Source organism: Aquincola tertiaricarbonis, assembly GCF_000969605.1.
Taxonomy (GTDB): domain Bacteria; phylum Pseudomonadota; class Gammaproteobacteria; order Burkholderiales; family Burkholderiaceae_C; genus Aquincola; species Aquincola tertiaricarbonis.
This window is the reverse complement of the sequence record NZ_JZUE01000001.1, coordinates 358047-378653: the sequence shown is the minus strand read 5'-3', so window position 1 is coordinate 378653 and position 20607 is coordinate 358047. Positions and strand designations below refer to the sequence as shown.

General features: G+C 70.0%; 21 protein-coding genes. 8 read left to right on the top strand and 13 right to left on the bottom strand.

Annotated elements, in window-relative coordinates:
• Nucleotides 1-17 precede the first annotated feature (17 nt).
• Complete coding sequence (locus VO99_RS01790) at nucleotides 18-512, bottom strand: YqaA family protein (RefSeq protein WP_046111054.1); 495 nt, start codon at nucleotides 510-512, stop codon at nucleotides 18-20.
• Nucleotides 513-619: 107 nt separating this feature from the next.
• Here VO99_RS01790 and dusB point away from each other — a divergent pair, with 107 nt between their 5' ends.
• The 7 genes from dusB to VO99_RS01755 are packed head-to-tail and all read left to right on the top strand — an operon-like array spanning nucleotide 620 to nucleotide 6145.
• A complete protein-coding gene (dusB, locus tag VO99_RS01785; protein WP_046111053.1) occupies nucleotides 620-1645 on the top strand; it encodes a tRNA dihydrouridine synthase DusB in 1026 nt (341 codons plus the stop codon).
• A gap of 18 nt (nucleotides 1646-1663) precedes the next feature.
• Entirely contained in the window at nucleotides 1664-1900 is a 237-nt protein-coding gene (locus tag VO99_RS01780; RefSeq protein WP_046111052.1) for a Fis family transcriptional regulator, read from the top strand.
• Nucleotides 1901-1908: 8 nt separating this feature from the next.
• Entirely contained in the window at nucleotides 1909-3480 is a 1572-nt protein-coding gene (gene purH, locus VO99_RS01775) for a bifunctional phosphoribosylaminoimidazolecarboxamide formyltransferase/IMP cyclohydrolase (RefSeq protein WP_046111051.1), read from the top strand.
• Nucleotides 3477-4103, top strand: coding sequence for a lysophospholipid acyltransferase family protein (locus tag VO99_RS01770; protein ID WP_046111050.1), 627 nt, complete (start codon nucleotides 3477-3479; stop codon nucleotides 4101-4103). The genes purH and VO99_RS01770 overlap by 4 nt, the downstream gene beginning before the upstream one ends.
• Before the next feature lie 10 nt (nucleotides 4104-4113).
• Nucleotides 4114-5079 (top strand): phosphatidate cytidylyltransferase, encoded by a 966-nt coding sequence (locus VO99_RS01765; protein WP_046111049.1) that lies wholly within the window; start codon nucleotides 4114-4116, stop codon nucleotides 5077-5079.
• Nucleotides 5076-5630 (top strand): crossover junction endodeoxyribonuclease RuvC, encoded by a 555-nt coding sequence (gene ruvC, locus VO99_RS01760; RefSeq protein WP_046111048.1) that lies wholly within the window; start codon nucleotides 5076-5078, stop codon nucleotides 5628-5630. Before VO99_RS01765 ends, ruvC begins: the two co-directional genes overlap by 4 nt.
• Nucleotides 5631-5656: 26 nt before the next feature.
• Nucleotides 5657-6145 carry an MgtC/SapB family protein gene (locus VO99_RS01755; RefSeq protein ID WP_046111047.1) on the top strand — a complete coding sequence of 163 codons (489 nt, stop codon included), beginning with the start codon at nucleotides 5657-5659 and terminating at the stop codon, nucleotides 6143-6145.
• 15 nt (nucleotides 6146-6160) lie between these two features.
• On the opposite strand, the gene VO99_RS01750 is transcribed toward VO99_RS01755, so the two are convergent.
• On the bottom strand, nucleotides 6161-7147 hold the full coding sequence (locus VO99_RS01750) for a tripartite tricarboxylate transporter substrate binding protein (RefSeq protein WP_046111046.1): 987 nt from the start codon (nucleotides 7145-7147) through the stop codon (nucleotides 6161-6163).
• 238 nt (nucleotides 7148-7385) lie between these two features.
• Here VO99_RS01750 and aqpZ point away from each other — a divergent pair, with 238 nt between their 5' ends.
• Nucleotides 7386-8072, top strand: a complete 687-nt coding sequence (aqpZ, locus tag VO99_RS01745) for an aquaporin Z (protein WP_046111045.1) — start codon at nucleotides 7386-7388, stop codon at nucleotides 8070-8072.
• Here aqpZ and VO99_RS01740 read toward each other — a convergent pair.
• From VO99_RS01740 to VO99_RS01690, 11 genes are all read right to left on the bottom strand, one after another.
• Nucleotides 8042-8269, bottom strand: a complete 228-nt coding sequence (locus VO99_RS01740; protein WP_046111044.1) for a hypothetical protein — start codon at nucleotides 8267-8269, stop codon at nucleotides 8042-8044. The genes aqpZ and VO99_RS01740 overlap by 31 nt on opposite strands.
• A 17-nt stretch (nucleotides 8270-8286) precedes the next feature.
• A complete protein-coding gene (lpxC, locus tag VO99_RS01735) occupies nucleotides 8287-9222 on the bottom strand; it encodes a UDP-3-O-acyl-N-acetylglucosamine deacetylase (protein ID WP_046111232.1) in 936 nt (311 codons plus the stop codon).
• A 62-nt stretch (nucleotides 9223-9284) separates the two neighbouring features.
• Nucleotides 9285-10520, bottom strand: coding sequence for a cystathionine gamma-synthase family protein (locus VO99_RS01730; RefSeq protein WP_046111043.1), 1236 nt, complete (start codon nucleotides 10518-10520; stop codon nucleotides 9285-9287).
• A gap of 149 nt (nucleotides 10521-10669) precedes the next feature.
• On the bottom strand, nucleotides 10670-11893 hold the full coding sequence (ftsZ, locus tag VO99_RS01725; RefSeq protein WP_046111042.1) for a cell division protein FtsZ: 1224 nt from the start codon (nucleotides 11891-11893) through the stop codon (nucleotides 10670-10672).
• A gap of 89 nt (nucleotides 11894-11982) precedes the next feature.
• Nucleotides 11983-13212: a cell division protein FtsA gene (gene ftsA, locus VO99_RS01720; protein ID WP_046111041.1), complete on the bottom strand. Its 1230-nt coding sequence runs from the start codon at nucleotides 13210-13212 to the stop codon at nucleotides 11983-11985.
• 18 nt (nucleotides 13213-13230) lie between these two features.
• Complete coding sequence (locus VO99_RS01715) at nucleotides 13231-14046, bottom strand: cell division protein FtsQ/DivIB (protein ID WP_046111040.1); 816 nt, start codon at nucleotides 14044-14046, stop codon at nucleotides 13231-13233.
• 4 nt (nucleotides 14047-14050) lie between these two features.
• Nucleotides 14051-15037, bottom strand: a complete 987-nt coding sequence (locus VO99_RS01710; protein ID WP_046111039.1) for a D-alanine--D-alanine ligase — start codon at nucleotides 15035-15037, stop codon at nucleotides 14051-14053.
• Entirely contained in the window at nucleotides 15034-16443 is a 1410-nt protein-coding gene (gene murC / locus VO99_RS01705; RefSeq protein ID WP_046111038.1) for a UDP-N-acetylmuramate--L-alanine ligase, read from the bottom strand. The genes VO99_RS01710 and murC overlap by 4 nt, the downstream gene beginning before the upstream one ends.
• Nucleotides 16440-17513 carry an undecaprenyldiphospho-muramoylpentapeptide beta-N-acetylglucosaminyltransferase gene (murG, locus tag VO99_RS01700; protein ID WP_046111037.1) on the bottom strand — a complete coding sequence of 358 codons (1074 nt, stop codon included), beginning with the start codon at nucleotides 17511-17513 and terminating at the stop codon, nucleotides 16440-16442. Before murG ends, murC begins: the two co-directional genes overlap by 4 nt.
• A complete protein-coding gene (gene ftsW, locus VO99_RS01695; protein ID WP_375136376.1) occupies nucleotides 17510-18769 on the bottom strand; it encodes a putative lipid II flippase FtsW in 1260 nt (419 codons plus the stop codon). The genes murG and ftsW overlap by 4 nt, the downstream gene beginning before the upstream one ends.
• A 26-nt stretch (nucleotides 18770-18795) precedes the next feature.
• Nucleotides 18796-20601, bottom strand: coding sequence for a Mur ligase family protein (locus VO99_RS01690; RefSeq protein ID WP_046111230.1), 1806 nt, complete (start codon nucleotides 20599-20601; stop codon nucleotides 18796-18798).
• Between the last annotated feature and the right edge of the window lie 6 nt (nucleotides 20602-20607).

Genomic DNA, 20607 nt, shown 5'->3' with positions numbered 1-20607 from the left:
GCACTCCGGAGTGCGGGTCAAGGTGTGAAGCGGCCGGGGAAGAACCACAGCAGGCCGGCGGTCATCGTCACATAGCGCAGGAACTTGCCGACGGCCATGTAGCCCACGCAGGGCCAGAAGGGCAGGCGCAGCCAGCCGGCCACGGCGCACAGCGGATCGCCCACCACCGGCAGCCACGACAGCAGGCAGGCCTTGGGGCCGAAGCGCTGCAGCCAGCGCAGCGCGCGGTTGTCCGCCGGATGGTGCGTGGCCTTCTCGTAGGCCAGCTCGGCGCCGTAGCCCATCCACCAGCTGATGGCGCCGCCCACCGTGTTGCCGGCGGTGGCCACCAGCACCGCGGGCCAGAACATCGCCGGGTCCAGCTTGACCAGCCCGAACACCGCCGGCTCCGAGCCCAGCGGCAGCAGCGTGGCCGACACCAGCGACACCAGGAACACCGCACCCAGGCCCACTTCAGGCAGGGCCAGCGCATTCATCACCGTGGCCAGGGCGGCCTGCAACCAGCTTTCCATCGGGCGGCATTATCACGACGGCACCGGCCCTGCCACGCACCCGGGCGCGGCGGTGGGCGCCGCTATACTCCTGCCTCCTTTTTCAGCACCACCCCCACCCCCGCCCCATGAAGATCGGCCACGTCGAGCTGCCGAACAGGCTGTTTGTCGCCCCGATGGCAGGGGTGACCGACCGGCCTTTCCGCATGCTGTGCAAGCAGCTGGGCGCCGGTTATGCGGTCAGCGAGATGGTCACGTCCAAGCGCGAGCTGTGGAAGAGCCTGAAGACCTCCCGCCGCGCCGACCACACCGGCGAGAGCGCGCCCATCGCGGTGCAGGTGGCCGGTGTCGATCCGGCCGAGATGGCCGATGCCGCGCGATACAACATCGACCGTGGCGCGCAGGTCATCGACATCAACATGGGCTGCCCGGCCAAGAAGGTGTGCAACGTGTGGGCCGGCTCGGCGCTGATGCGCAACGAGCCGCTGGCCCTGCGCATCGTCGAGGCGGTGGTGGCCGCCTGCGCGCCGCGCAACGTGCCGGTGACGCTGAAGATGCGCACCGGCTGGTGCGACACCGAGCGCAATGCGGTGACCATGGCCCGCGCGGCCGAGGCAGCCGGCGTGGCCATGGTGACGGTGCATGGCCGCACGCGCGAGCAGGGCTACAGCGGGCAGGCCGAGTACGACATCATCGCGGCCGTGAAGACAGCGCTGTCCATTCCCGTGGTGGCCAACGGCGACATCGATTCCCCCGAGAAGGCGCGCGCCGTACTTGCCTATACAGGTGCCGACGCGCTGATGGTGGGCCGCGCGGCACAGGGCCGGCCTTGGATCTTCCGCGAGATCGCCCACTACCTGGCCACCGGCACACTGCTGCTGCCGCCGCCGGTGGCCGACGTGCGCGGCTGGCTGGTGGCCCACCTGCTGAACCACTACGGCCTGTACGGCGAGCAGTCGGGCGTGCGCAGCGCGCGCAAGCACATCGGCTGGGCGGTGCATGCGCTGCCCGGCGGGGCCGAGTTCCGAGCCCGCATGAACCTGATCGACGACTGCGAACAGCAGCTGCGTGCGGTGGCCGACTGGTTCGACCGCCTGGCCGAGCAGCACGAGCGGCTGCCCGCCAACGACAGCCGGCTGGCGCTGTCGGCCTGACCTCCTTCCTGTGAGTCCATGACCAAAAAACACCTCGAAGCCTGCGTGCGCGAGAGCCTGGAGCAGTACTTCCGCGACCTGCGTGGCGTGGAACCGCACTCGGTGCACGAGATGATCCTCAATGCCGTCGAGAAGCCCATGCTCGACGTGGTGATGCAGCACGCGCAAGGCAACCAGAGCAAGGCCGCCGAGTGGCTGGGCATCAACCGCAACACCCTGCGGCGCAAGCTGCTCGAACACAAGCTCATCAAGTAAGGCCCGCCATGACCACCGCACTGATTTCCGTCTCCGACAAGACCGGCATCGTCGACTTCGCCCGCGAGCTGCATGCCGCCGGCGTCAAGCTGCTGTCCACCGGCGGCACCGCGAAGCTGCTGGCCGAATCGGGCCTGCCCGTGACCGAGGTGTCGGAAGTCACCGGCTTTCCGGAGATGCTGGACGGCCGCGTGAAGACCCTGCACCCGCGCATCCACGGCGGCCTGCTGGCCCGGCGCGACGTGCCGGCCCACATGGCCGCGCTGGCCGAGCACGGCATCAACACCATCGACCTGCTGGTGATCAACCTCTATCCCTTCGCGCAGGCCACGGCCAAGGCCGACTGCACGCTGGAAGACGCCATCGAGAACATCGACATCGGCGGCCCGGCCATGCTGCGTGCAGCCGCCAAGAACTGGCAGGACGTGGCAGTGGTGATCGACCCCGCCGACTATCCGCGCGTGCTGGTGGAACTGAAGGACGGCCAGATCGACCGCACCACCAAGTTCACCCTGGCGCGCAAGGTGTTTGCGCACACCGCGGCCTACGACGGCATGATCGCCAGCTACCTGAGCGGCCTGCAGGCCGGCGCCGAGCTGGCCACCGCCGCCACGCCCACGCGGCTGGACTACCCCGCCGTGCTCAACCTGCAGCTGCACAAGGTGCAGGACATGCGCTACGGCGAGAACCCGCACCAGAGCGCCGCCTTCTACCGCGATGCGCAGCCGGCCGAAGGCACGCTGGCCGGCTGGCGGCAGCTGCAGGGCAAGGAACTTTCGTACAACAACATCGCCGATGCCGATGCGGCCTGGGAATGCGTCAAGACCTTCGACGCGCCGGCCTGCGTCATCGTCAAGCATGCCAACCCCTGCGGCGTGGCGGTGGCGGCCACGCCGGCCGAGGCCTATGCCAAGGCCTTCAAGACCGACCCCACCTCGGCCTTCGGCGGCATCATCGCCTTCAACCGCCCGCTGGACGTGGAAGCGGCGCAGCTGGTGGTCAAGCAGTTCGTGGAGGTGCTGATCGCCCCGGCCATCAGCGCCGAGGCGCGTGACGTGTTCGCCGGCAAGCAGAACGTGCGGCTGCTGGAAGTGCCGCTGGCCCCGTCGATGAACACGCTGGACTTCAAGCGCGTGGGCGGCGGGCTGCTGGTGCAGTCGGCCGATGCCAAGAACGTGCAGCCGGCCGAGCTACGCGTGGTGACGAAGAAGCAGCTCACCGCGCAGCAGATGGAAGACCTGCTGTTTGCGTGGAAGGTGGCCAAGTTCGTCAAGAGCAATGCCATCGTGTTCTGCGCCGACGGCATGACCATGGGCGTGGGCGCCGGGCAGATGAGCCGCATCGACTCGGCCCGCATCGCATCGATCAAGGCCGGCAATGCCGGCCTCACGCTGGCCGGCACCGCGGTGGCCAGCGACGCCTTCTTCCCGTTCCGCGACGGCCTGGACGTGGTGTGCGACGCGGGTGCCACCTGCGTGATCCAGCCCGGCGGCAGCATGCGCGACGACGAGGTGATCGCCGCCGCCGACGAGCGCGGCATCGCCATGGTGCTGACCGGCGTGAGGCATTTCAGACATTGAGCTTTGCAGTCGAAGCCGCCGGCCTCACGCTGGCGTTCGTGGCCCGGCTGGTCACGGGGGCGCAGGGGCATTGGAAGGGCTGCCCGCCCAAGGCGGAGCAGCGCATCTACTTCGCCAACCACCAGAGCCACCTCGACTGGGTGCTGATCTGGGCGGCGCTGCCGCGTGACCTGCGGGCCAGCACCCGGCCCATCGCGGCGCGCGACTACTGGACGACCGGCAAGCTCAAGCACTGGATCACCCGCGAGGTGTTCCATGCGGTGTACGTGGACCGCAAGCGCGTCGACGACCAGGACCCGCTGGAGCCCCTCGCCGCGGCGCTGGAGCAAGGCGACTCGCTGGTGATCTTCCCGGAAGGCACCCGCGGTGCGCACGCCGAGCCGGCCGGCTTCAAGAGCGGCCTGTACCACCTGGCCATGCGCTTTCCCGAGGCGCGGCTGATTCCCACCTGGATCGACAACGTGCAGCGCGTGATGCCCAAGGGCGAAGTGGTGCCGGTGCCGGTGCTGTGCACCGTGACCTTCGGCGCGCCGGTGGCGCCCACGCTCGGCGAAGACAAGGCCGCCTTCCTGGCCCGTGCCCGCGACGCCGTGATCGCACTGCGTCCCAGGCCGGCCGCATGAGGGCCTGCCCATGAGCGCACTGCGCCAGCTCGGCGTCGACCAGCAGGTGGGCCTGCTGTTCGTCATCCTCTTTGGCGTGCTGCTGGCGGCCACGGCCACGGCGGTGGGCTGGTCGCTGCGCCATCCGGAGGCCGCCAGCACCACCTCCCACCGCCACATGAAGCGCGACCTGCTGGCGCTGTGGAATGGCGCGGTGCTGTTCTGGCTGGCCTGGATCTGGGGTGCGGTGGGCGCCACGCTGCTGTTCGGCATCGTGTCCTTCCTGGCGCTGCGCGAGTTCATCACGCTGCAGCACACCCGACGCAGCGACCACCGCAGCCTGATCCTGGCCTTCTTCGTGGTGCTGCCGCTGCAGTACGTGATCGTGGGCACGCGACATTTCGACCTGTTCACCGTGTTCATCCCGGTCTACGTGTTCTTCGCGCTGCCGGTGGTGAGCGCGCTGGCCGGCGACCCGGAACGCTTCCTGGAGCGCAATGCCAAGATCCAGTGGGGCATCGTGGTGTGCGTGTACGGCCTCAGCCACGCCCCGGCGCTGCTGCTGCTCGATTTTCCGAACTACGAGGGCCGCGGCGCCTTCCTGCTGTTCTTCCTGGTGTTCGTGGTGGTCATCGCGCAGCTGGCGCAGGAAGGCGCCAGCCGCTGGCTGCGGCGCCGGCCCGTGGCACGGCAGATCAGCCGCAGCTTCTCGCTGCAGGCCTGGGTGCTGGGCGCGCTGGCCGCGGCGCTGGCCGGGGCGCTGCTGTACTGGGCCACGCCATTCAAGGCCGGGCAGGCGCTGGCCATGGCCTTCATCGCGGCCGGCAGCGGCACCTTCGGTGAGTTCGTGATGAAGGCCCTCAAGCGGGACGCCGGGGTGCACCATTGGGGCAACCGCAGCGCCGTCACCGGCGCCGTCGGCCTGCTGGACCGCGTGGCGCCGCTCTGCTTCGCCGCACCGGTCTTCTTCCATTTCGTCCGCTGGTATTTCCTGTGACGTCCCGCATCCTTGGCATCGACCCCGGCCTGCAGACCACCGGCTTTGGCGTGATCGACGTCGACGGGCCGCGTCTGGCCTATGTGGCCAGCGGCACCATCAAGACCGCGGGCGCCGAGCGCGGCAACCTGCCGGCGCGGCTGAAGATCATCTTCGAGGGCGTTTCCGAGGTGGTGGGCCGCTACACGCCCGACCATGCCTCGGTGGAGATCGTGTTCGTCAACGTCAACCCGCAGAGCACGCTGCTGCTGGGCCAGGCCCGCGGTGCGGCGCTGGCGGCGCTGGTGTCGCGCGGGCTGCCGGTGGCCGAGCACACCGCGCTGCAGATGAAGAAGGCCGTCGTCGGCCACGGCGGCGCCCGCAAGGAGCAGGTGCAGGCGATGGTGATGCGCCTGCTGGCCCTGCCCGGCCTGCCCGGCAAGGACGCGGCCGACGCGCTGGGCCTGGCAATTGCCCAAGCCCATGCAGGCCACTCGCTGGCCGCACTGGCCCAGGCCACGACGCTGGCGCGCAAGACCCACGCCACCTACCGCCGCGGCCGCGTGTACTGACCACACAGCCGAAGGAGGCGAGGAAGATGGACGGGGTTTGGCAATCGGTGCTGTCTGCGCTGCAGCAGGAGTTCTCCGATGTGCCCGACGTGGAGCAGGCCACCCGCATCGTGGTGCGGCTGGTCATCGCCGCGCTGCTGGGCGGCATGCTGGGCTGGGAACGCGAGCGCACCGGCAAGGCCGCCGGCGTGCGCACCCACATGCTGGTGGCGCTGGGCGCCGCGCTGTTCGTGCTGATACCGCAGCAGGCGGGCGTGTCGGACACCGACATGAGCCGCGTGATCCAGGGCGTGGTGGCTGGCATCGGCTTCCTGTGCGCGGGCACCATCATCAAGGGCCGCGACGAGGAGAACGTGCAAGGCCTGACCACCGCCGCCGGCATCTGGCTCACCGCGGCCATCGGCGTGGGCGTCGGCCTGGGGCGGGAGGCCTCGGCCATGCTCAGCACACTGCTGGCGCTGGCCATCCTGCACTGGCTGCCGCGGCTGATCAATCGCGTGAGCCCCAACCGCTGAGCGCGGGGGCGCCGCCTACTCGGCGGTCACCTTGGCATCGCGGATCACCTTGCCCCACTTGGCGGTCTCGGTGTCGATGAAGGACTGGAATTCCTCCGGCGTGCCGCCCACCGGGATGGTGCCCATCTGCTCCAGCCGGCTCTTCACGTCGTCCAGGCGCACGATGCGCGCCACCTCGTCGGACACCCGCTTGGCGATGTCCTTCGGCGTGCCGGCCGGCGCCAGCAGCCCGGCCCAGGTGCTGCCGGTGAAGCCGGCCACGCCCTGCTCGATGAAGGTGGGCACCTCGGGCAATGCGGGCAGGCGCTTGTCGCTGGCCACGCCGATCAGCCGCACCTTGCCGGCCTTGCCCGGCGCGATCAGGCCGGAGGCTGCGTCGAGGAACAGCTGGATCTGCCCACCCATCAGGTCGGTCAGCGCCGCCGCCGCGCCGCGGTAGGGGATGTGCACCATGTACGAGCCGGTCAGTGCCTTCAGGTACTCGGTGGTGAGGTGCGCCGCCGAGCCGCTGCCGCTGGAGCCGAAGCTCACCTTGCCTGGATGGCGCTTGGCATAGGCCACCAGCTCGGCCGCGGTCTTGAACGGTGCCTCGTTGTTGACGGCGGCCACCAGCGGCGACAAGCCGATCAGCGACACCGCGGCGATGTCCTTGCGCGGGTCGTAGGGCAGCTTGGGATACAGCGTGGTGTTGGCCGCATAGGCCGCGATCACCACGCCCATGGTGTAGCCGTCGGGCGCGGCCTTGGCCACCGCATCGGTGCCGATGATGCCGTTGGCGCCGGCCTTGTTGTCCACCAGCACCGTCTGGCCCAGGCGCTCCTGCAGCTTTTGCGCGACCAGGCGGGCGGTGACGTCGGTGAAGCCGCCCGGCGGATAGGGCACGACGATGCGGATCGGCTTGGACGGCCAGGCGGCGCCCTGCGCCCACACGGCGGGCGTGGCCACCAGGGCGCTGGCGCCCAGCAGCTGTCGGTGGAACTGGCGGCGGGAGGGATTGCGCATGCGGATCAACTTCCAGAAGGCTTCGGTCGAGACCATCTTCCCCGCCGCGCGAAGCGGCCGCCAGATGAAGAACCCGCCCAGCTTGTCGCGCAGGTGACGCAGCTGGCACGGGAAGCCGGCATCAGTTCACGAAATAGGGAGAGACGCTCATCACTTCTCACCAAGCCTGTCACAGTTCGCCGCCGCCTGTAACAGCGGCAGGGTCCGCGCAGGCTTCGACAACAAGAGGAGTGATCTGATGAAAGCAACCACCGCCGAATTCCTCGGCACTTTCTGGCTGGTGCTGGGCGGCTGCGGCAGCGCCGTGCTGGCCGCAGCGTTACCTGAAGTGGGCATCGGCCTGCACGGCGTCTCGCTGGCCTTCGGCCTCACGGTGCTGACCATGGCCTATGCCATCGGCCACATCTCGGGCTGCCACCTGAACCCGGCCGTGTCCGTGGGCTTATGGGCCGGCGGCCGCTTCGACGGCGGCAAGCTGGTGCCCTACATCCTGGCCCAGGTGGCCGGGGCGGTGGCCGCGGGCGCCGTGCTGTACCTCATCGCCAGCGGCAAGCCCGGCTTCGTGGCTGGCGGCTTCGCATCCAACGGCTTCGGCGAGCATTCGCCCGGCCAGTACGGCATGGCCGCCGCGCTGGTGTGCGAGGTGGTGCTCACGGCCTTCTTCCTGTTCGTGATCCTGGGCGCCACCGACGGCCGTGCGCCGGCGGGCTTCGCGCCCATCGCCATCGGCCTGTGCCTGACGCTGATCCACCTGGTCAGCATCCCGGTGACCAACACCTCGGTCAACCCGGCCCGCTCCACCGGCGTGGCGCTGTTCGCCGATGCCTGGGCGCTGCAGCAGCTGTGGCTGTTCTGGCTGGCGCCGATCGCCGGCGGCGTGATCGGCGCGCTGGCCTACCGCGTGGTGGGCGGCGGCAGGGACTGAGCGGGCAAGGACTGCGGCGGCCAGAACAGCCGCTCCGCGATCAGCACCGCGAAGAAGCCCACGGACGCGATGAGCGTCCACTTCATGATGAGCCAGCCACGCCGGCGCCAGCGGGCGTCGCGCGTGGCGGCGTACATCACGAAGCACACCACGCTGGCCAGTGCCAGCAGTCCGATCAGCACCCGGAAGAAAACCATCGGCCGTCAGCCCCCGCTCACCAGGCGGGGGCCAGCTCGGCGAAGCCGGCCGGCGCGTCGCGCTCGTCGTCGAAGCTGACGATCTCCCAGGCGCTGCGGTCGGCCATCAGCTTGCGCAGCAGCTTGTTATTGAGCGCATGGCCGCCCTTGAACGAGGTGTAGCTGGCCAGCATGGGTTTGCCGGCCATGTAGAGGTCGCCGATGGCATCCAGGATCTTGTGCTTGGCGATCTCGTCGTCGTAGCGCAGGCCATCGGCATTGAGCAGCTCGCGGTCGCCGAAGACGATGGCGTTGTCCATGTTGCCGCCCAGCGTGAGGCCGCGGGCGCGCATCACGTCCACGTCCTTGGCGAAGCCGATGGTGCGGGCGCGCGCGATCTCGCGCTTGTACTGGCCGCTGCCCATCTCGAACACCACGCGCTGGCCGGTGGCATCCACCGCCGGATGGTTGAACTCGATCTCGAAGGTGAGGCGGTAGCCGTGGTGCGGCTCCAGCCGCGCCCACTTGAGCGCAGCGCCCTCGCCTTCGCGCAGCTCCACCGGCTTGAGCACGCGGATGAAGCGCTTGGGCGCGTCCTGCAACACGATGCCGGCGCTCTGCAGCAGGAACACGAAGCTGGCGGCCGAGCCGTCGAGGATGGGCACCTCGTCGGCGGTGATGTCGATCTGCAGGTTGTCCAGGCCCAGGCCGCAGCAGGCCGACATCAGGTGCTCCACCGTCTGCACCTTGGGTGCGCCAGGGTCGCCGCCGGCGGAGATGGTCGAGGCCATGCGGGTGTCGCTCACCGCCTCGGCCGAGACCGGGATGTCCACCGGCTGCGGCAGGTCGATGCGACGGAACACGATGCCGTGGTCCGGCGGCGCCGGCCGCAGCGTCAGCTCGACCTTGCGGCCGCTGTGCACGCCCACGCCCACGGCGCGGGTGAGGGACTGGAGGGTTCGTTGGCGCAGCATGGCCGCATTGTCGGCCATGCCCCCCGGCCGCGCACCGCGGCGGGGCTTGCGCGCCCGCGGCTTCAGCCGGCCAGGGCCTGCTCGAAGTCGGCGATCAGGTCGCGCTCGTCCTCCAGGCCCACCGACAGCCGGATCATGCCGTCGGCGATGCCCATGTCGGCGCGCACCTCGGCGCCCGCTTCCCAGAAGATGGTGGGCGCCACCGGGATGATGAGCGTGCGGGTGTCGGCCAGGCCAGTGGCGCTGACCGGCAGGCGCAGCCGGTCGATCACCGGCACGAGCCGGGCCGGGTCGGCCAGCTCGAAGCTCAGCAGCCAGGAGCCGGACTTGAAGTGCTTCTTCGCCGCCGCATGCTGCGGATGGTTCTCCAGCATCGGGTAGTGCACGCGGGCGACGGCGGGATGGGCCTGCAGCCACTTCGCCAGCGCGAAGGCCGTGGCGCTGGTGCGGTCGCAGCGCAGCTCCAGCGTCTCCGCGCCCACCATGATGCGGTGCGCATGGTCCGACGACAGCGCCCCGCCCATGTCACGCAGGCCCTTCTTGCGGATCTGGGTCAGGCCCCACTGCTTCGCATCGCCGCTGCGGTAGTTGGCGAAGATGTTGGGATAGCCCTGCCAGTCGAACAGGCCGGTGTCGGTCACCGTGCCGCCCAGTGCATCGCCATGGCCGGCGATCGACTTGGTCAGCGCATTGATCACCAGGCTGGCGCCCACGCTGCGCGGCTGGAACAGGTAGGGCGAGGTGACGGTGTTGTCCACCACGTACAGCAGCCCGCGCTCGCGGCACAGCCGGCCGATGGCTTCCAGGTCGGGGATGCGGGTGCCGGGGTTGGAGATGGTCTCGACGAACACCAGCCGCGTGCTGGGGCGCAAGGCCGCTTCCACGTTGGCGACGTCGCCGGTGTCCACCCGGGTGGTGGCGATGCCCAGGTCGGCCAGCGTGCCGTACAGGCTGTTGGTGTTGCCGAAGATGAACTTGCTGGACACCACATGGTCGCCCGCACGCAGCAGCGTGAGGAAGGTGGCCGTGATGGCCGCCATGCCGGTGGCGAAGCTGATGCTGCCCAGGCCGCCTTCCATGCGGGTGACCAGCGCTTCCAATGCGGCGGTGGTGGGCGTGCCCTGGCGGGCGTAGTTGAAGCCGCCCTTGATGCGGCCCTGGAACACGCCGATCAGGTCCTCCACCTTCTGGAAGCCGTACTGCACCGAGGTGTGGATCGGCATGTGCACCGCCCCATGCTCGGCGCCAGCGTCCTGGGCCGCGTGCACGGTGCGGGTGGTGAATCCGTAGTCGCTCATGTCATGTTCTCGCGGGCGCCGACGCGGCGCCCTCGATCACATTTTCACAGACGACAAGGCCCCCCGCGGCCGCCGCCCGGCCGCCCGAAGGCGGCCGCGCAACCCGCTTGGCGGGTGGCGTCATGTACTCATGACGCCGGGTGCCCCATTCAATCGGCCTGCTTGCGGAGAAAGGCGGGGATCTCGATCTCGTCCATGCCGTTGCTGGCCAGCGCGTCCACCTTGGCAGCCGCCTGCGTGCGGCCGTTGCGCCAGACGCTGGGGGTGCTGAGCTGGCTGTAGTCGTGCTGCATCGGCGCGCCGCCCAGGCCGTTCACGTTCATCGGCTGCGCCACCTGGTTCAGGATGGGCAGGTTGTCCGTGCCGGTGCGCAGCATCGGGGCGCTGTGCACCACGCTGATCGGAGCCTGCGCGCGGCGGGCCGGCGACAGGCCGGTGGCGATCACCGTCACGCGCAGCTGGTCGCCCAGGCTGTCGTCGTAGGCGGTGCCGTAGATCACGTGCGCATCGTCCGCGGCATAGCGGCGGATGGTGTTCATCGCATTGCGGCTCTCGGCCAGCTTGAAGGTGTTCTTGCTCGCCGCAATCAGCACCAGCACGCCCTTGGCGCCCGACAGGTCGATGCCTTCCAGCAGCGGGCAGGCCACGGCCTGTTCCGCGGCCTTGGTGGCGCGGTCCGGGCCGCCGGCCTGCGCCGTGCCCATCATCGCCTTGCCCGGCTCGCTCATCACGGTCTTCACGTCCTCGAAGTCGACGTTGACCAGGCCCGGCACATGGATGATGTCGCTGATGCCGCCGACCGCGTTGCGCAGCACGTCGTTGGCATGGGCGAAGGCTTCTTCCTGGGTGATGTCGTCGCCCAGCACTTCCAGCAGCTTCTCGTTGAGCACCACGATCAGCGAGTCGACGTTGGCCTCCAGCTCGGCGATGCCTTCGTCGGCGGCCTTCAGGCGGCGGTTGCCTTCGAACTCGAAGGGCTTGGTCACCACGCCCACGGTCAGGATGCCCATCTCCTTGGCCACGCGCGCGATCACCGGCGCGGCGCCGGTGCCGGTGCCGCCGCCCATGCCGGCGGTGATGAACAGCATGTGGGCGCCGTCGATCGACGCCTTGATGCGGTCCACCGCCTCCTCGGCCGCGGCGCGGCCGGCAGCCGGCTTGGCACCGGCGCCCAGGCCGGTGGTTCCCAGCTGGATGACGCTGTTCGCGCTGCTGCGGCTGAGCGCCTGCGCGTCCGTGTTGGCGCAGACGAAGTCCACGCCCTGAACGCCCTTGGCGATCATGTGATCGACAGCGTTGCCGCCGCCACCACCGACGCCGATCACGCGGATCTGAGTGCCTTGGTCGAATTCCTCGATCATTTCGATGGCCATTGTTGACTCCTTGCCTAGCAGTTGCCGTTGATTCATATCGACGCTCATCGCGTCCCGCCTGTACGAAGCCTCATGACGGGCTTCTTCTACTAAAACACCCCAAAAAACCAATCCTTGACGCGGCCGAACAGCGTCTCCACCGAGCCCGCCTGCGCGGCGGCCTTGTGGCCCCGCGCCCGCCCCAGCCGCGCCTCCTCCAGCAAACCCATCACCGTGGCCGAGCGCGGATTGGCCACCATGTCGTGCAGCGCACCGCTGTACGTGGGCAGTCCCTTGCGCACCGGCTTGAGGAAGATGTCCTCGCCCAGCTCCACCATGCCCGGCATCACCGCCGAGCCGCCCGTGATCACGATGCCGCTGGACAGCAGCTCCTCGTAGCCGCTGTCGCGGATGACCTGGTGCACCAGCGAGAAGATCTCCTCCACCCGCGGCTCGATCACGCCCGACAGCGCCTGTCTGGACAACATGCGCGGCGCGCGGTCGCCCAGGCCGGGTACTTCCAGGTTCTCGCTCGGGTCGGCCAGCAGCTGCTTGGCCACGCCGTACTCCACCTTGATCTCTTCCGCGTCCTTGGTGGGCGTGCGCAGCGCCATCGCGATGTCGCTGGTGATCAGGTCGCCGGCAATCGGGATCACGGCCGTGTGGCGGATCGCGCCGTCGGTGAAGATGGCCACGTCGGTGGTGCCGGCGCCGATGTCCACCAGCGCCACGCCCAGGTCCTTCTCGTCCTCGGTCAGCACCGCATGGCTGGAGGCGCTGGGATTGAGCACCAGCAGATTCACTTCCAGCCCGCAGCGGCGCACGCACTTGATGATGTTCTCGGCCGCGCTCTGCGCGCCGGTGGCGATGTGCACCTTGACCTCGAGCCGGCCGCCGCTCATGCCGATCGGCTCCTTCACCTCGTGGCCGTCGATGACGAATTCCTGCGGCTCCACAAGCAGCAGACGCTGGTCGTTGGGGATGTTGATGGCCTTGGCCGTCTCCACCACGCGGGTGACGTCCACCGGCGTCACCTCCTTGTCGCGCACGATGACCATGCCGGTGGAGTTCTGGCCGCGGATGTGGCTGCCGGTGATGCCGGTGTAGACGCTGGTGATCTTGCAGTCGGCCATCATCTCGGCCTCCTTCAAGGCCTGCTGGATGCTCTGCACCGTGGCGTCGATGTTGACCACCACGCCGCGCTTGAGGCCGTGCGACGAGGCCACCCCCAGGCCCGCCACCCGCAGCTCCCCGCTGGGCAGCACTTCAGCCACCACGGCCATCACCTTGGCGGTGCCGATGTCGAGCCCGACGACGAGATCCTTGTATTCCTTGGCCATCTGTGTGTCCTGATGTCTTTAGCGTTGCCGTGCCGCGGGGCGCGGCGCGGGCTTGGGTCGCACCGGCGGGGGCGGCGCGACCAGCGTGCTCACGCCCTCGATGCGCAGCGCATAGGCATCGTTGTGCCGGAGATCGGCGTACTGCAGCGCACGGCCGGGGTACTGCGCCAGTACCTGCGGCAGCGTGCGCACGAAACGTTCGGTGCGCTCGGCCAGGGCGTCCTCGGTGCCGCGGCCGATCTCGAGGGTGGCGCCGCCCTCCAGCTCGGCGCGGATGGAGCCGCGACGCGACTGGCGCAGCGCCGTCACATCGGCCTGCAGCGGTGCCAGCAGCGGCTGCAGCCGGCGGTACAGCGAGAGCATCTGCGCGGCGCTGCCGTCCGGGCCGGACAGGCGCGGCAGGCCCTCGTCCTCCACGTCGCCCAGGTTGGCCTCGAACACGTCGCCCTGCACGTTCACCAGGCGCTCGTCGCCTTCCTCGTTCTCCCAGAACGCGGCGGCCTCGTGCTCGGTGAGGGTGACCGCCAGCCGGTTGGGCCACACCCGGCGCACGATGGCCTGGCGCACCCAGGGCACCGTCTCGAAGGCCGCGCGGGCGGCCGCCAGGTTGATGGTGAAGAAGTTGCCCTGCAGCTGCGGCGCGGCATTGGCGCGGATGGTGGCCACGCTGCTGCGCGACAACTCGCCATCCACCACGATGCCGCGCAGCGCGAACATCGGCAGCCGGGCCACCCAGGCCACCAGCGCCGCGGCCAGCACCAGACCGGCGAGCACGAACACGGTGTTGGCCACCGCGTTGGTCAGGCGCACGTCGTTGGGCAGGGCCATGTTCATGCGTTCACGCATCCTGGTTCGGGCGGGCGCTGTCCAACCGGGCGTCCGCCAGCAGGTTCAGGCACAGCTGCTCGTAGCTGATGCCGGCGGCGCGGGCCGACATCGGCACCAGCGAGTGGCCGGTCATGCCCGGCGAGGTGTTCATCTCCAGCAGGAAGGGCTTGCGGTCGCTGGCGCGCACCATCAGGTCGGCCCGGCCCCAGCCGCGGCAGCCCAGCGCGCGATAGGCCTGCAGCACGATGCGCTGGATCTCGCGCTCCTCGGCCTCGGGCAGGCCGCTGGGCACCAGGTAGTGCACGTCGTCGGTGAAGTACTTGTTCTGGTAGTCGTAGGCCCCTTCGGGCGCCACGATGCGGATCACCGGCAGCGCATGCGCATCGGCACCTTCGCCCAGCACCGGGCAGGTCACTTCCTCGCCGTCGATGAATTCCTCGCACAGCACCTCGGGGTCGTAGCCCGCGGCCAGCTGCACGGCTTCCTGCATCTGCGAGTAGCCCGCCACCTTGGTCACGCCGATGGACGAGCCCTCGTGCGGCGGCTTGACGATCAACGGCAGGCCGAGGTCGTCGGGCACGGTGCGGATGCGCTCGTGCGTCTGTTCGGCGGGCGTGAGGCAGGCATAACGCGGCGTGGGCAGGCCCTCGGCCAGCCAGATGCGCTTGGTCATCACCTTGTCCATCGCCACCGCCGAGGCCATCACGCCCGAGCCGGTGTACGGGATGCCCAGCAGCTCCAGCGCGCCTTGGACCGTGCCGTCCTCGCCATGGCGGCCGTGCAGCGCGATGAACACGCGCTGGAAGCCTTCGTGCTTCAGCGCCGCCAGCTCGCGCTGCGCGGGGTCGAAGGCATAGGCGTCCACGCCCATGGCCTTGAGCGCATTCAGCACGCCGGTGCCCGACATCAGCGACACCTCGCGCTCGGCCGAGCTGCCGCCCATCAGCACGGCGGTCTTGCCCAGGGCCTTCGGATCGATCGTCGGCGCACTGCTCATGCCGCCACTCCCAGCAGATCCACCACCTTGGCCGGCACCGCACCGATGCTGCCAGCCCCCATCGAGATCACCACGTCGCCGGCACGCGCCTGCTTGGCGATGGTGGCGGGCAGTTCGTTGATGTCGTCAACGAACACCGGGTCCACCTGGCCGGCCACGCGCAGCGCGCGGGCCAGCGCCCGGCCGTCGGCGGCCACGATGGGCTGCTCGCCGGCGGCATACACCTCGGTCAGCAGCACCGCGTCGGCGGTGCCCAGCACCTTCACGAAGTCCTCGAAGCAGTCGCGCGTGCGGGTGAAGCGGTGCGGCTGGAAGGCCAGCACCAGCCGGCGGCCCGGGAAGGCGCCGCGTGCGGCTGCCACCACCGCGGCCATCTCCACCGGGTGGTGGCCGTAGTCGTCGATCAGCGTGAACTCGCCACCTTCGGACGCCGGCAGCTCGCCGTAGCGCTGGAAGCGCCGGCCCACGCCGCCGAAGGCCGCCAGGGCGCTGACGATGGGCGCATCGGGCAGCTCCAACTCGGTGGCCACGGCCACCGCGGCCAGCGCGTTGCGCACGTTGTGCTCGCCGGGCAGGTTCAGCGTGATGTCCAGGTCGGGCATGCGCACGCCGTTGCGGCGCTGCGCAGTGAAGCGCATCTGGCCGCCGGGCAGCGCCTGCACGTTGACGGCGCGGATCTGCACGTCCTCGTTGAAGCCGTAGGTCACCACCGGGCGCGACACCATCGGGATCACCGAGCGCACGCCGGGATCGTCCGCACACACGATGGCCGCGCCGTAGAACGGCATGCGGTGCAGGAAGTCCACGAAGGCCGCCTTCAGCCTGGCGAAGTCGTGGCCGTAGGTGTCCATGTGGTCGGCATCGATGTTGGTGATGACCGACAGGATGGGCGACAGGTTGAGGAAGGAGGCGTCCGACTCGTCGGCCTCCACCACGATGTACTCGCCCGAGCCCAGCCGCGAGTTGGCGCCGGCGCTGTTGAGGCGGCCGCCGATCACGAAGGTGGGGTCGATGCCGGCCTCGGCCAGCACGCTGGTGACCAGCGAGGTGGTGGTCGTCTTGCCGTGGGTGCCGGCGATGGCGATGCCCTTGCGCAGGCGCATCAGCTCGGCCAGCATCACCGCGCGCGGCACCACCGGCACGCGGCGGCTGCGCGCGGCGATCACCTCGGGGTTGTCGCCATGCACCGCGGTGCTGATGACCACGGCCTCGGCACCGGCGATGTTGGCCGCGTCATGCCCCACCGCCACGCGGATGCCCAGCCCGGCCAGGCGGCGCACCACGACGCTGTCGCTCTGGTCGGAGCCCGAGATGACGTAGCCCAGGTTGTGCAGCACCTCGGCGATGCCGCTCATGCCGGAGCCGCCGATCCCTACGAAGTGAATATGTTTAACGGCGTGCTTCACGGCTTGACCAGCCTTTCAATCTCATCCGCCACACGGGCCGCGGCGCGGGGGCGGGCCAGGGTGTGGGCTTTCTCGGCCATGGCCAGCAGGGCCGTGCGGTCGGTGGCCTGGAACAGCTCGGCCAGTTTCTGCGGGCTCAGCTCGGCCTGCGGCAGGTGCAGCGCGGCCCCGTGCTGGGCCATGAACAGCGCGTTGTCGCGCTGGTGGGAGGTGGTGCTGACGATCAGCGGCACCAGCACGCTGGGCACGCCGGCGGCGCACAGCTCGCTCACCGTCACCGCGCCGGCGCGGCACACCACCAGGTCGCATTCGGCCAGGCGGCGCGACATGTCCTCGATGAAGGGCAGCACCTCGGCCTGCACCCGCACCTCGGCATAGGCCGCGCGCACCGATTCCACATGCGCGGCGCCGGTCTGGTGGATGACGATGGGCCGCTGGTCGGCCTCGATCAGCGCCAGCGCGGCGGGCAGCGCCTGGTTGAGCACGCGTGCGCCCAGGCTGCCGCCCAGCACCAGCACCCGCAGCGGGCCGCTGCGGCCGGCAAAGCGCTGGGCCGGCACCGGCAGCGCCTCGATCTCGGCGCGCACCGGGTTGCCGGTGACCACCGAGTGGCGCGTGCGCGCCGCATCGGCGCCGTCGAAGCCGAAGGCCACGCGGTCGGCGAAAGGCAGCAAGCCCTTGTTGGACAGCAGCAGCGCCGCATCGGCATTGACCAGCACCAGCGGCTTGCGCATCAGGCCGGCCATCAGCCCGCCCGGGAAGCACACGTAGCCGCCCATGCCCAGCACCGCGTCGGCACTGCGGCGGCGCAGGATGTTCAGGCTTTCGGCGAAGGAGCCGACGAGCTTGAATGCTCCCTTGACCGCATGCAGCAGCCCCTTGCCGCGCAGGCCGGCGAAGCCCAGGCGGTCGATGGGAATGCCCGCCGCGGGCACCAGCGTGTTCTCCATGCCGGCGGGCGTGCCCATCCAGCTCACGGTCCAGCCGCGGGCCTGCATCTCGCGCGCCACCGCGATGCCGGGAATGATGTGGCCGCCGGTGCCCGCCGCCATGATGATCAGATGGCTCATGCTCTGCCGCCCCGCATCAGCGCGCGGTTTTCCATGTCGGTGCGCAGCACGATGGCCAGGGCCACCAGGTTCATCACGATGGCGCTGCCGCCGTAGCTCATCAGCGGCAGCGTGAGGCCCTTGGTGGGCAGCACGCCCAGGTTCACGCCCATGTTGATGAAGGACTGGCCGCCCATCCAGATGCCGATGCCCTGCACCATCAGGCCGGCGAACACGCGGTCCAGCGCGATGGCCTGGCGGCCGATGTGGAAGATGCGGCGGGTGAGCCAGAAGAAGGCGGCCACCACCGCCAGCACGCCGATCAGGCCCAGCTCCTCGCCGACCACGGCAAGCAGGAAGTCGGTGTGCGCCTCGGGCAGGTAGTGCAGCTTCTCCAGGCTGCCGCCCAGGCCCTGGCCGAAGATCTCGCCGCGGCCGAAGGCGATCAGCGAATGGGTGAGCTGGTAGGCCTTGCCCTGGGCATAGTCGGGATTCCAGGGGTCCAGGTACGCGAAGATGCGCTGGCGGCGGAACTCGCTGAAGACGATCATCAGCACGAAGGCACCCACCAGCACCGCCACGCTCAGGAAGAACATGCGGCCGTTGACGCCACCCAGGAACAGGATGCCCAGCGCCATCGCGGCGATGACCATGAAGGCGCCCATGTCCGGCTCGGCCAGCAGCAGGATGCCGATGACGCCCAGCGCCACCGCCATCGGCGTGACGGCGCGGAAGAAGTTCTCCCGCGCATCCATCTTGCGCACCATGTAGCTGGCCGCGTACATCGCGATGCCCAGCTTGGCCAGCTCGCTGGGCTGGAAGTTCATGATGCCCAGCGGAATCCAGCGCCGCGCGCCGTTCACGCCCTTGCCCACGCCGGGGATGAGCACCGCCACCAGCAGCACCAGCGCGATGACGAAGATCCAAGGCGCCCACTTCTCCCATTCGCTCATCGGGATCTGCAAGACCAGCACCACCACCACGCAGGCCAGGAAGATGGACAGCATGTGCCGAGTGAGGAAGTGCGTGGAGGCGTAGCGCGCGAACTTCGGGTTGTCGGGCAGGGCCACCGAGGCCGAATACACCATCACCAGGCCCAGGGCCAGCAAGGCCACCACCACCCAGATGAAGGTGCGGTCGATGCCCTGCACCGCCGTGGGCCGGGAGGAGCTGGGCACCCAGTCGCGCACCGGCACGCGGTGGCTGCCGTCGTCGTCGGGCTTGCGCGCAAAGGGCGCGCGCAGGTTGGCCAGCCGCTCGCGCAGGCCGGCCAGCATCGAAGGCATCTGCAGGCTGCGGGCCATCAGACGTGCTCCCCGTGTTCGGCCGCATGGGCCTGCACCGCCTGCACGAACACCTCGGCGCGGTGGGCGTAGTTGCGGAACATGTCGAGGCTGGCGCAGGCGGGACTGAGCAGCACTGCATCACCCGGCTGCGCCTGCTCGAAGCACCAGGCCACGGCCTGCGGCAGCGTCTCGTGGCGGCGCAGCGCGATGTGCTGCAAGGCCAGGCCGCTGCGCTCGGCCTCGGCGGCCAGTGCATCGGCAATGGCGTCGGCATCGCGGCCGATCAGCGCCACGGCCCGTGCATGGCGGGCCAGCGGCGCAGCCAGCGGCGCGAAGTCCTGGCCCTTGCCGTCGCCGCCCAGGATGGCCACCAGCTTGCCCGGGGCCTTGTCGGCGCCCAGGCCCAGCAGCGCGGCCACGGTGGCGCCCACGTTGGTGCCCTTGCTGTCGTCGAAGGCTTCCACGCCTTCCACGCTGGCGACGAACTCCACCCGGTGCGGCTCGCCGCGGTATTCGCGCAGGCCGTGCAGCATCGGCGCCAGCGGGCATCCGACGGCACTGGCCAGTGCCAGCGCGGCCAGTGCATTGGCGGCGTTGTGGCGGCCGCGGATGCGCAGCGCATCGGCGGGCATCAGCCGCTGCAGGTGGATCTCGGGTTCGTCACCCGCGCGGCGCTTCTCGGTGGGGTCGGCTTCCAGCGCCCGCACCAGCCAGGCGATGCCGTTCTCGGTCACCAGGCCGAAGTCGCCAGGTGCCCGCGGTGCATCCAGCCCGAAGCGCAGCGCACGGCGGGCCACGGTGCGCGGCAGCTTGCCCTTGGCCGGCTTGAAGGGCTTGCCGGTGGCGGCATTGATCACCGGCACCGGCGCGGGCACCAGGGCTTCCACCGCGGGATCGTCGCGGTTGACCACCAGCACCGCCTGCTCGCCCCAGACGCGGGCCTTGGCCTCGCCATAGGCGCGCATGTCGCCGTGCCAGTCCAGGTGGTCCTGGCTGAGGTTGAGGATGGTGGCCGCGCTGGGCTCGAAGCCGCGCACGCCGTGCAGCTGGAAGCTGGACAGCTCCAGCACCCAGACCTCGGGCAGCGCCTGGAACAGCGGCGCGGCCGGGGGCGGCGGCGCCAGCACCAGCGGTGCGTCGTCGGGGAGCGATGCGGCTTCGTTGGCGGCGGCCTCGGGCTCGTCGCCGTCGATGCCCGCCTCGGCCTCGGGGTCAAGGGCGTCGGTGCCTTCGGACTCGGGCGCCGTTTGGGCGGCCGCGGGCACGGCTGCCAGCTCCGCCACGGGGGCGGCAGGCTCGGCCTCCGGCTCCTGCGCCAGCAGCGCGGCCAGGGTGTCCAGCATCGTCGGGCCGATGTTGCCGGCCACGGCCACGCGCTTGTCGCAGCGCTCCACCAGCAGCGCGGTCAGCGCGGTGGTGGTGGTCTTGCCATTGGTGCCGGTGATGGCCAGCACCTGCGGCGCATAACCACGCGTGGCCTTCAGCTCGGCCAACGCGCGGACAAACAGGTCCAGCTCGCCCTGCACCGGGATGCCGGCGGCAGCGGCTTCCTCCAGCAGCGGGCGGATGCGCTCGTCCAGCGGCGACAGGCCCGGGCTCTTCAGCACCAGCTCCACGCCCTGCAGCGCCTCGGCCGGCTGCAGCGGGCCGCTGGACAACTGCACCTGCGGCAGCTCGGCGCGCAACGTGGCAGCCTGCGGCGGCTGCTCGCGCGAATCCCACACGCGCACCGTGGCGCCGCCGGCCACGCACCAGCGCACCATCGCCAGCCCGGAATCGCCCAGGCCCAGCACCAGCAGGTGGCGGTCAATCAGGTGGTCCATGGTCGT

Excerpts from the sequence above, each read along its gene's own strand:
- lpxC (WP_046111232.1), bottom strand. The coding sequence starts at position 9,222 with ATGCTGCGCCAACGAACCCTCCAGTCCCTCACCCGCGCCGTGGGCGTG.
- VO99_RS01690 (WP_046111230.1), bottom strand. The coding sequence starts at position 20,601 with ATGGACCACCTGATTGACCGCCACCTGCTGGTGCTGGGCCTGGGCGAT.
- VO99_RS01715 (WP_046111040.1), bottom strand. The coding sequence starts at position 14,046 with ATGAACATGGCCCTGCCCAACGACGTGCGCCTGACCAACGCGGTGGCC.
- VO99_RS01765 (WP_046111049.1), top strand. The coding sequence starts at position 4,114 with ATGAGCGCACTGCGCCAGCTCGGCGTCGACCAGCAGGTGGGCCTGCTG.
- VO99_RS01740 (WP_046111044.1), bottom strand. The coding sequence starts at position 8,269 with ATGGTTTTCTTCCGGGTGCTGATCGGACTGCTGGCACTGGCCAGCGTG.
- murG (WP_046111037.1), bottom strand. The coding sequence starts at position 17,513 with ATGAGCCATCTGATCATCATGGCGGCGGGCACCGGCGGCCACATCATT.
- dusB (WP_046111053.1), top strand. The coding sequence starts at position 620 with ATGAAGATCGGCCACGTCGAGCTGCCGAACAGGCTGTTTGTCGCCCCG.
- ftsW (WP_375136376.1), bottom strand. The coding sequence starts at position 18,769 with ATGCTGGCCGGCCTGCGCGAGCGGCTGGCCAACCTGCGCGCGCCCTTT.
- ftsA (WP_046111041.1), bottom strand. The coding sequence starts at position 13,212 with ATGGCCAAGGAATACAAGGATCTCGTCGTCGGGCTCGACATCGGCACC.
- VO99_RS01710 (WP_046111039.1), bottom strand. The coding sequence starts at position 15,037 with ATGAGCAGTGCGCCGACGATCGATCCGAAGGCCCTGGGCAAGACCGCC.
- purH (WP_046111051.1), top strand. The coding sequence starts at position 1,909 with ATGACCACCGCACTGATTTCCGTCTCCGACAAGACCGGCATCGTCGAC.
- ftsZ (WP_046111042.1), bottom strand. The coding sequence starts at position 11,893 with ATGGCCATCGAAATGATCGAGGAATTCGACCAAGGCACTCAGATCCGC.
- VO99_RS01730 (WP_046111043.1), bottom strand. The coding sequence starts at position 10,520 with ATGAGCGACTACGGATTCACCACCCGCACCGTGCACGCGGCCCAGGAC.
- VO99_RS01750 (WP_046111046.1), bottom strand. The coding sequence starts at position 7,147 with ATGCGCAATCCCTCCCGCCGCCAGTTCCACCGACAGCTGCTGGGCGCC.
- VO99_RS01780 (WP_046111052.1), top strand. The coding sequence starts at position 1,664 with ATGACCAAAAAACACCTCGAAGCCTGCGTGCGCGAGAGCCTGGAGCAG.
- VO99_RS01755 (WP_046111047.1), top strand. The coding sequence starts at position 5,657 with ATGGACGGGGTTTGGCAATCGGTGCTGTCTGCGCTGCAGCAGGAGTTC.
- aqpZ (WP_046111045.1), top strand. The coding sequence starts at position 7,386 with ATGAAAGCAACCACCGCCGAATTCCTCGGCACTTTCTGGCTGGTGCTG.
- VO99_RS01790 (WP_046111054.1), bottom strand. The coding sequence starts at position 512 with ATGGAAAGCTGGTTGCAGGCCGCCCTGGCCACGGTGATGAATGCGCTG.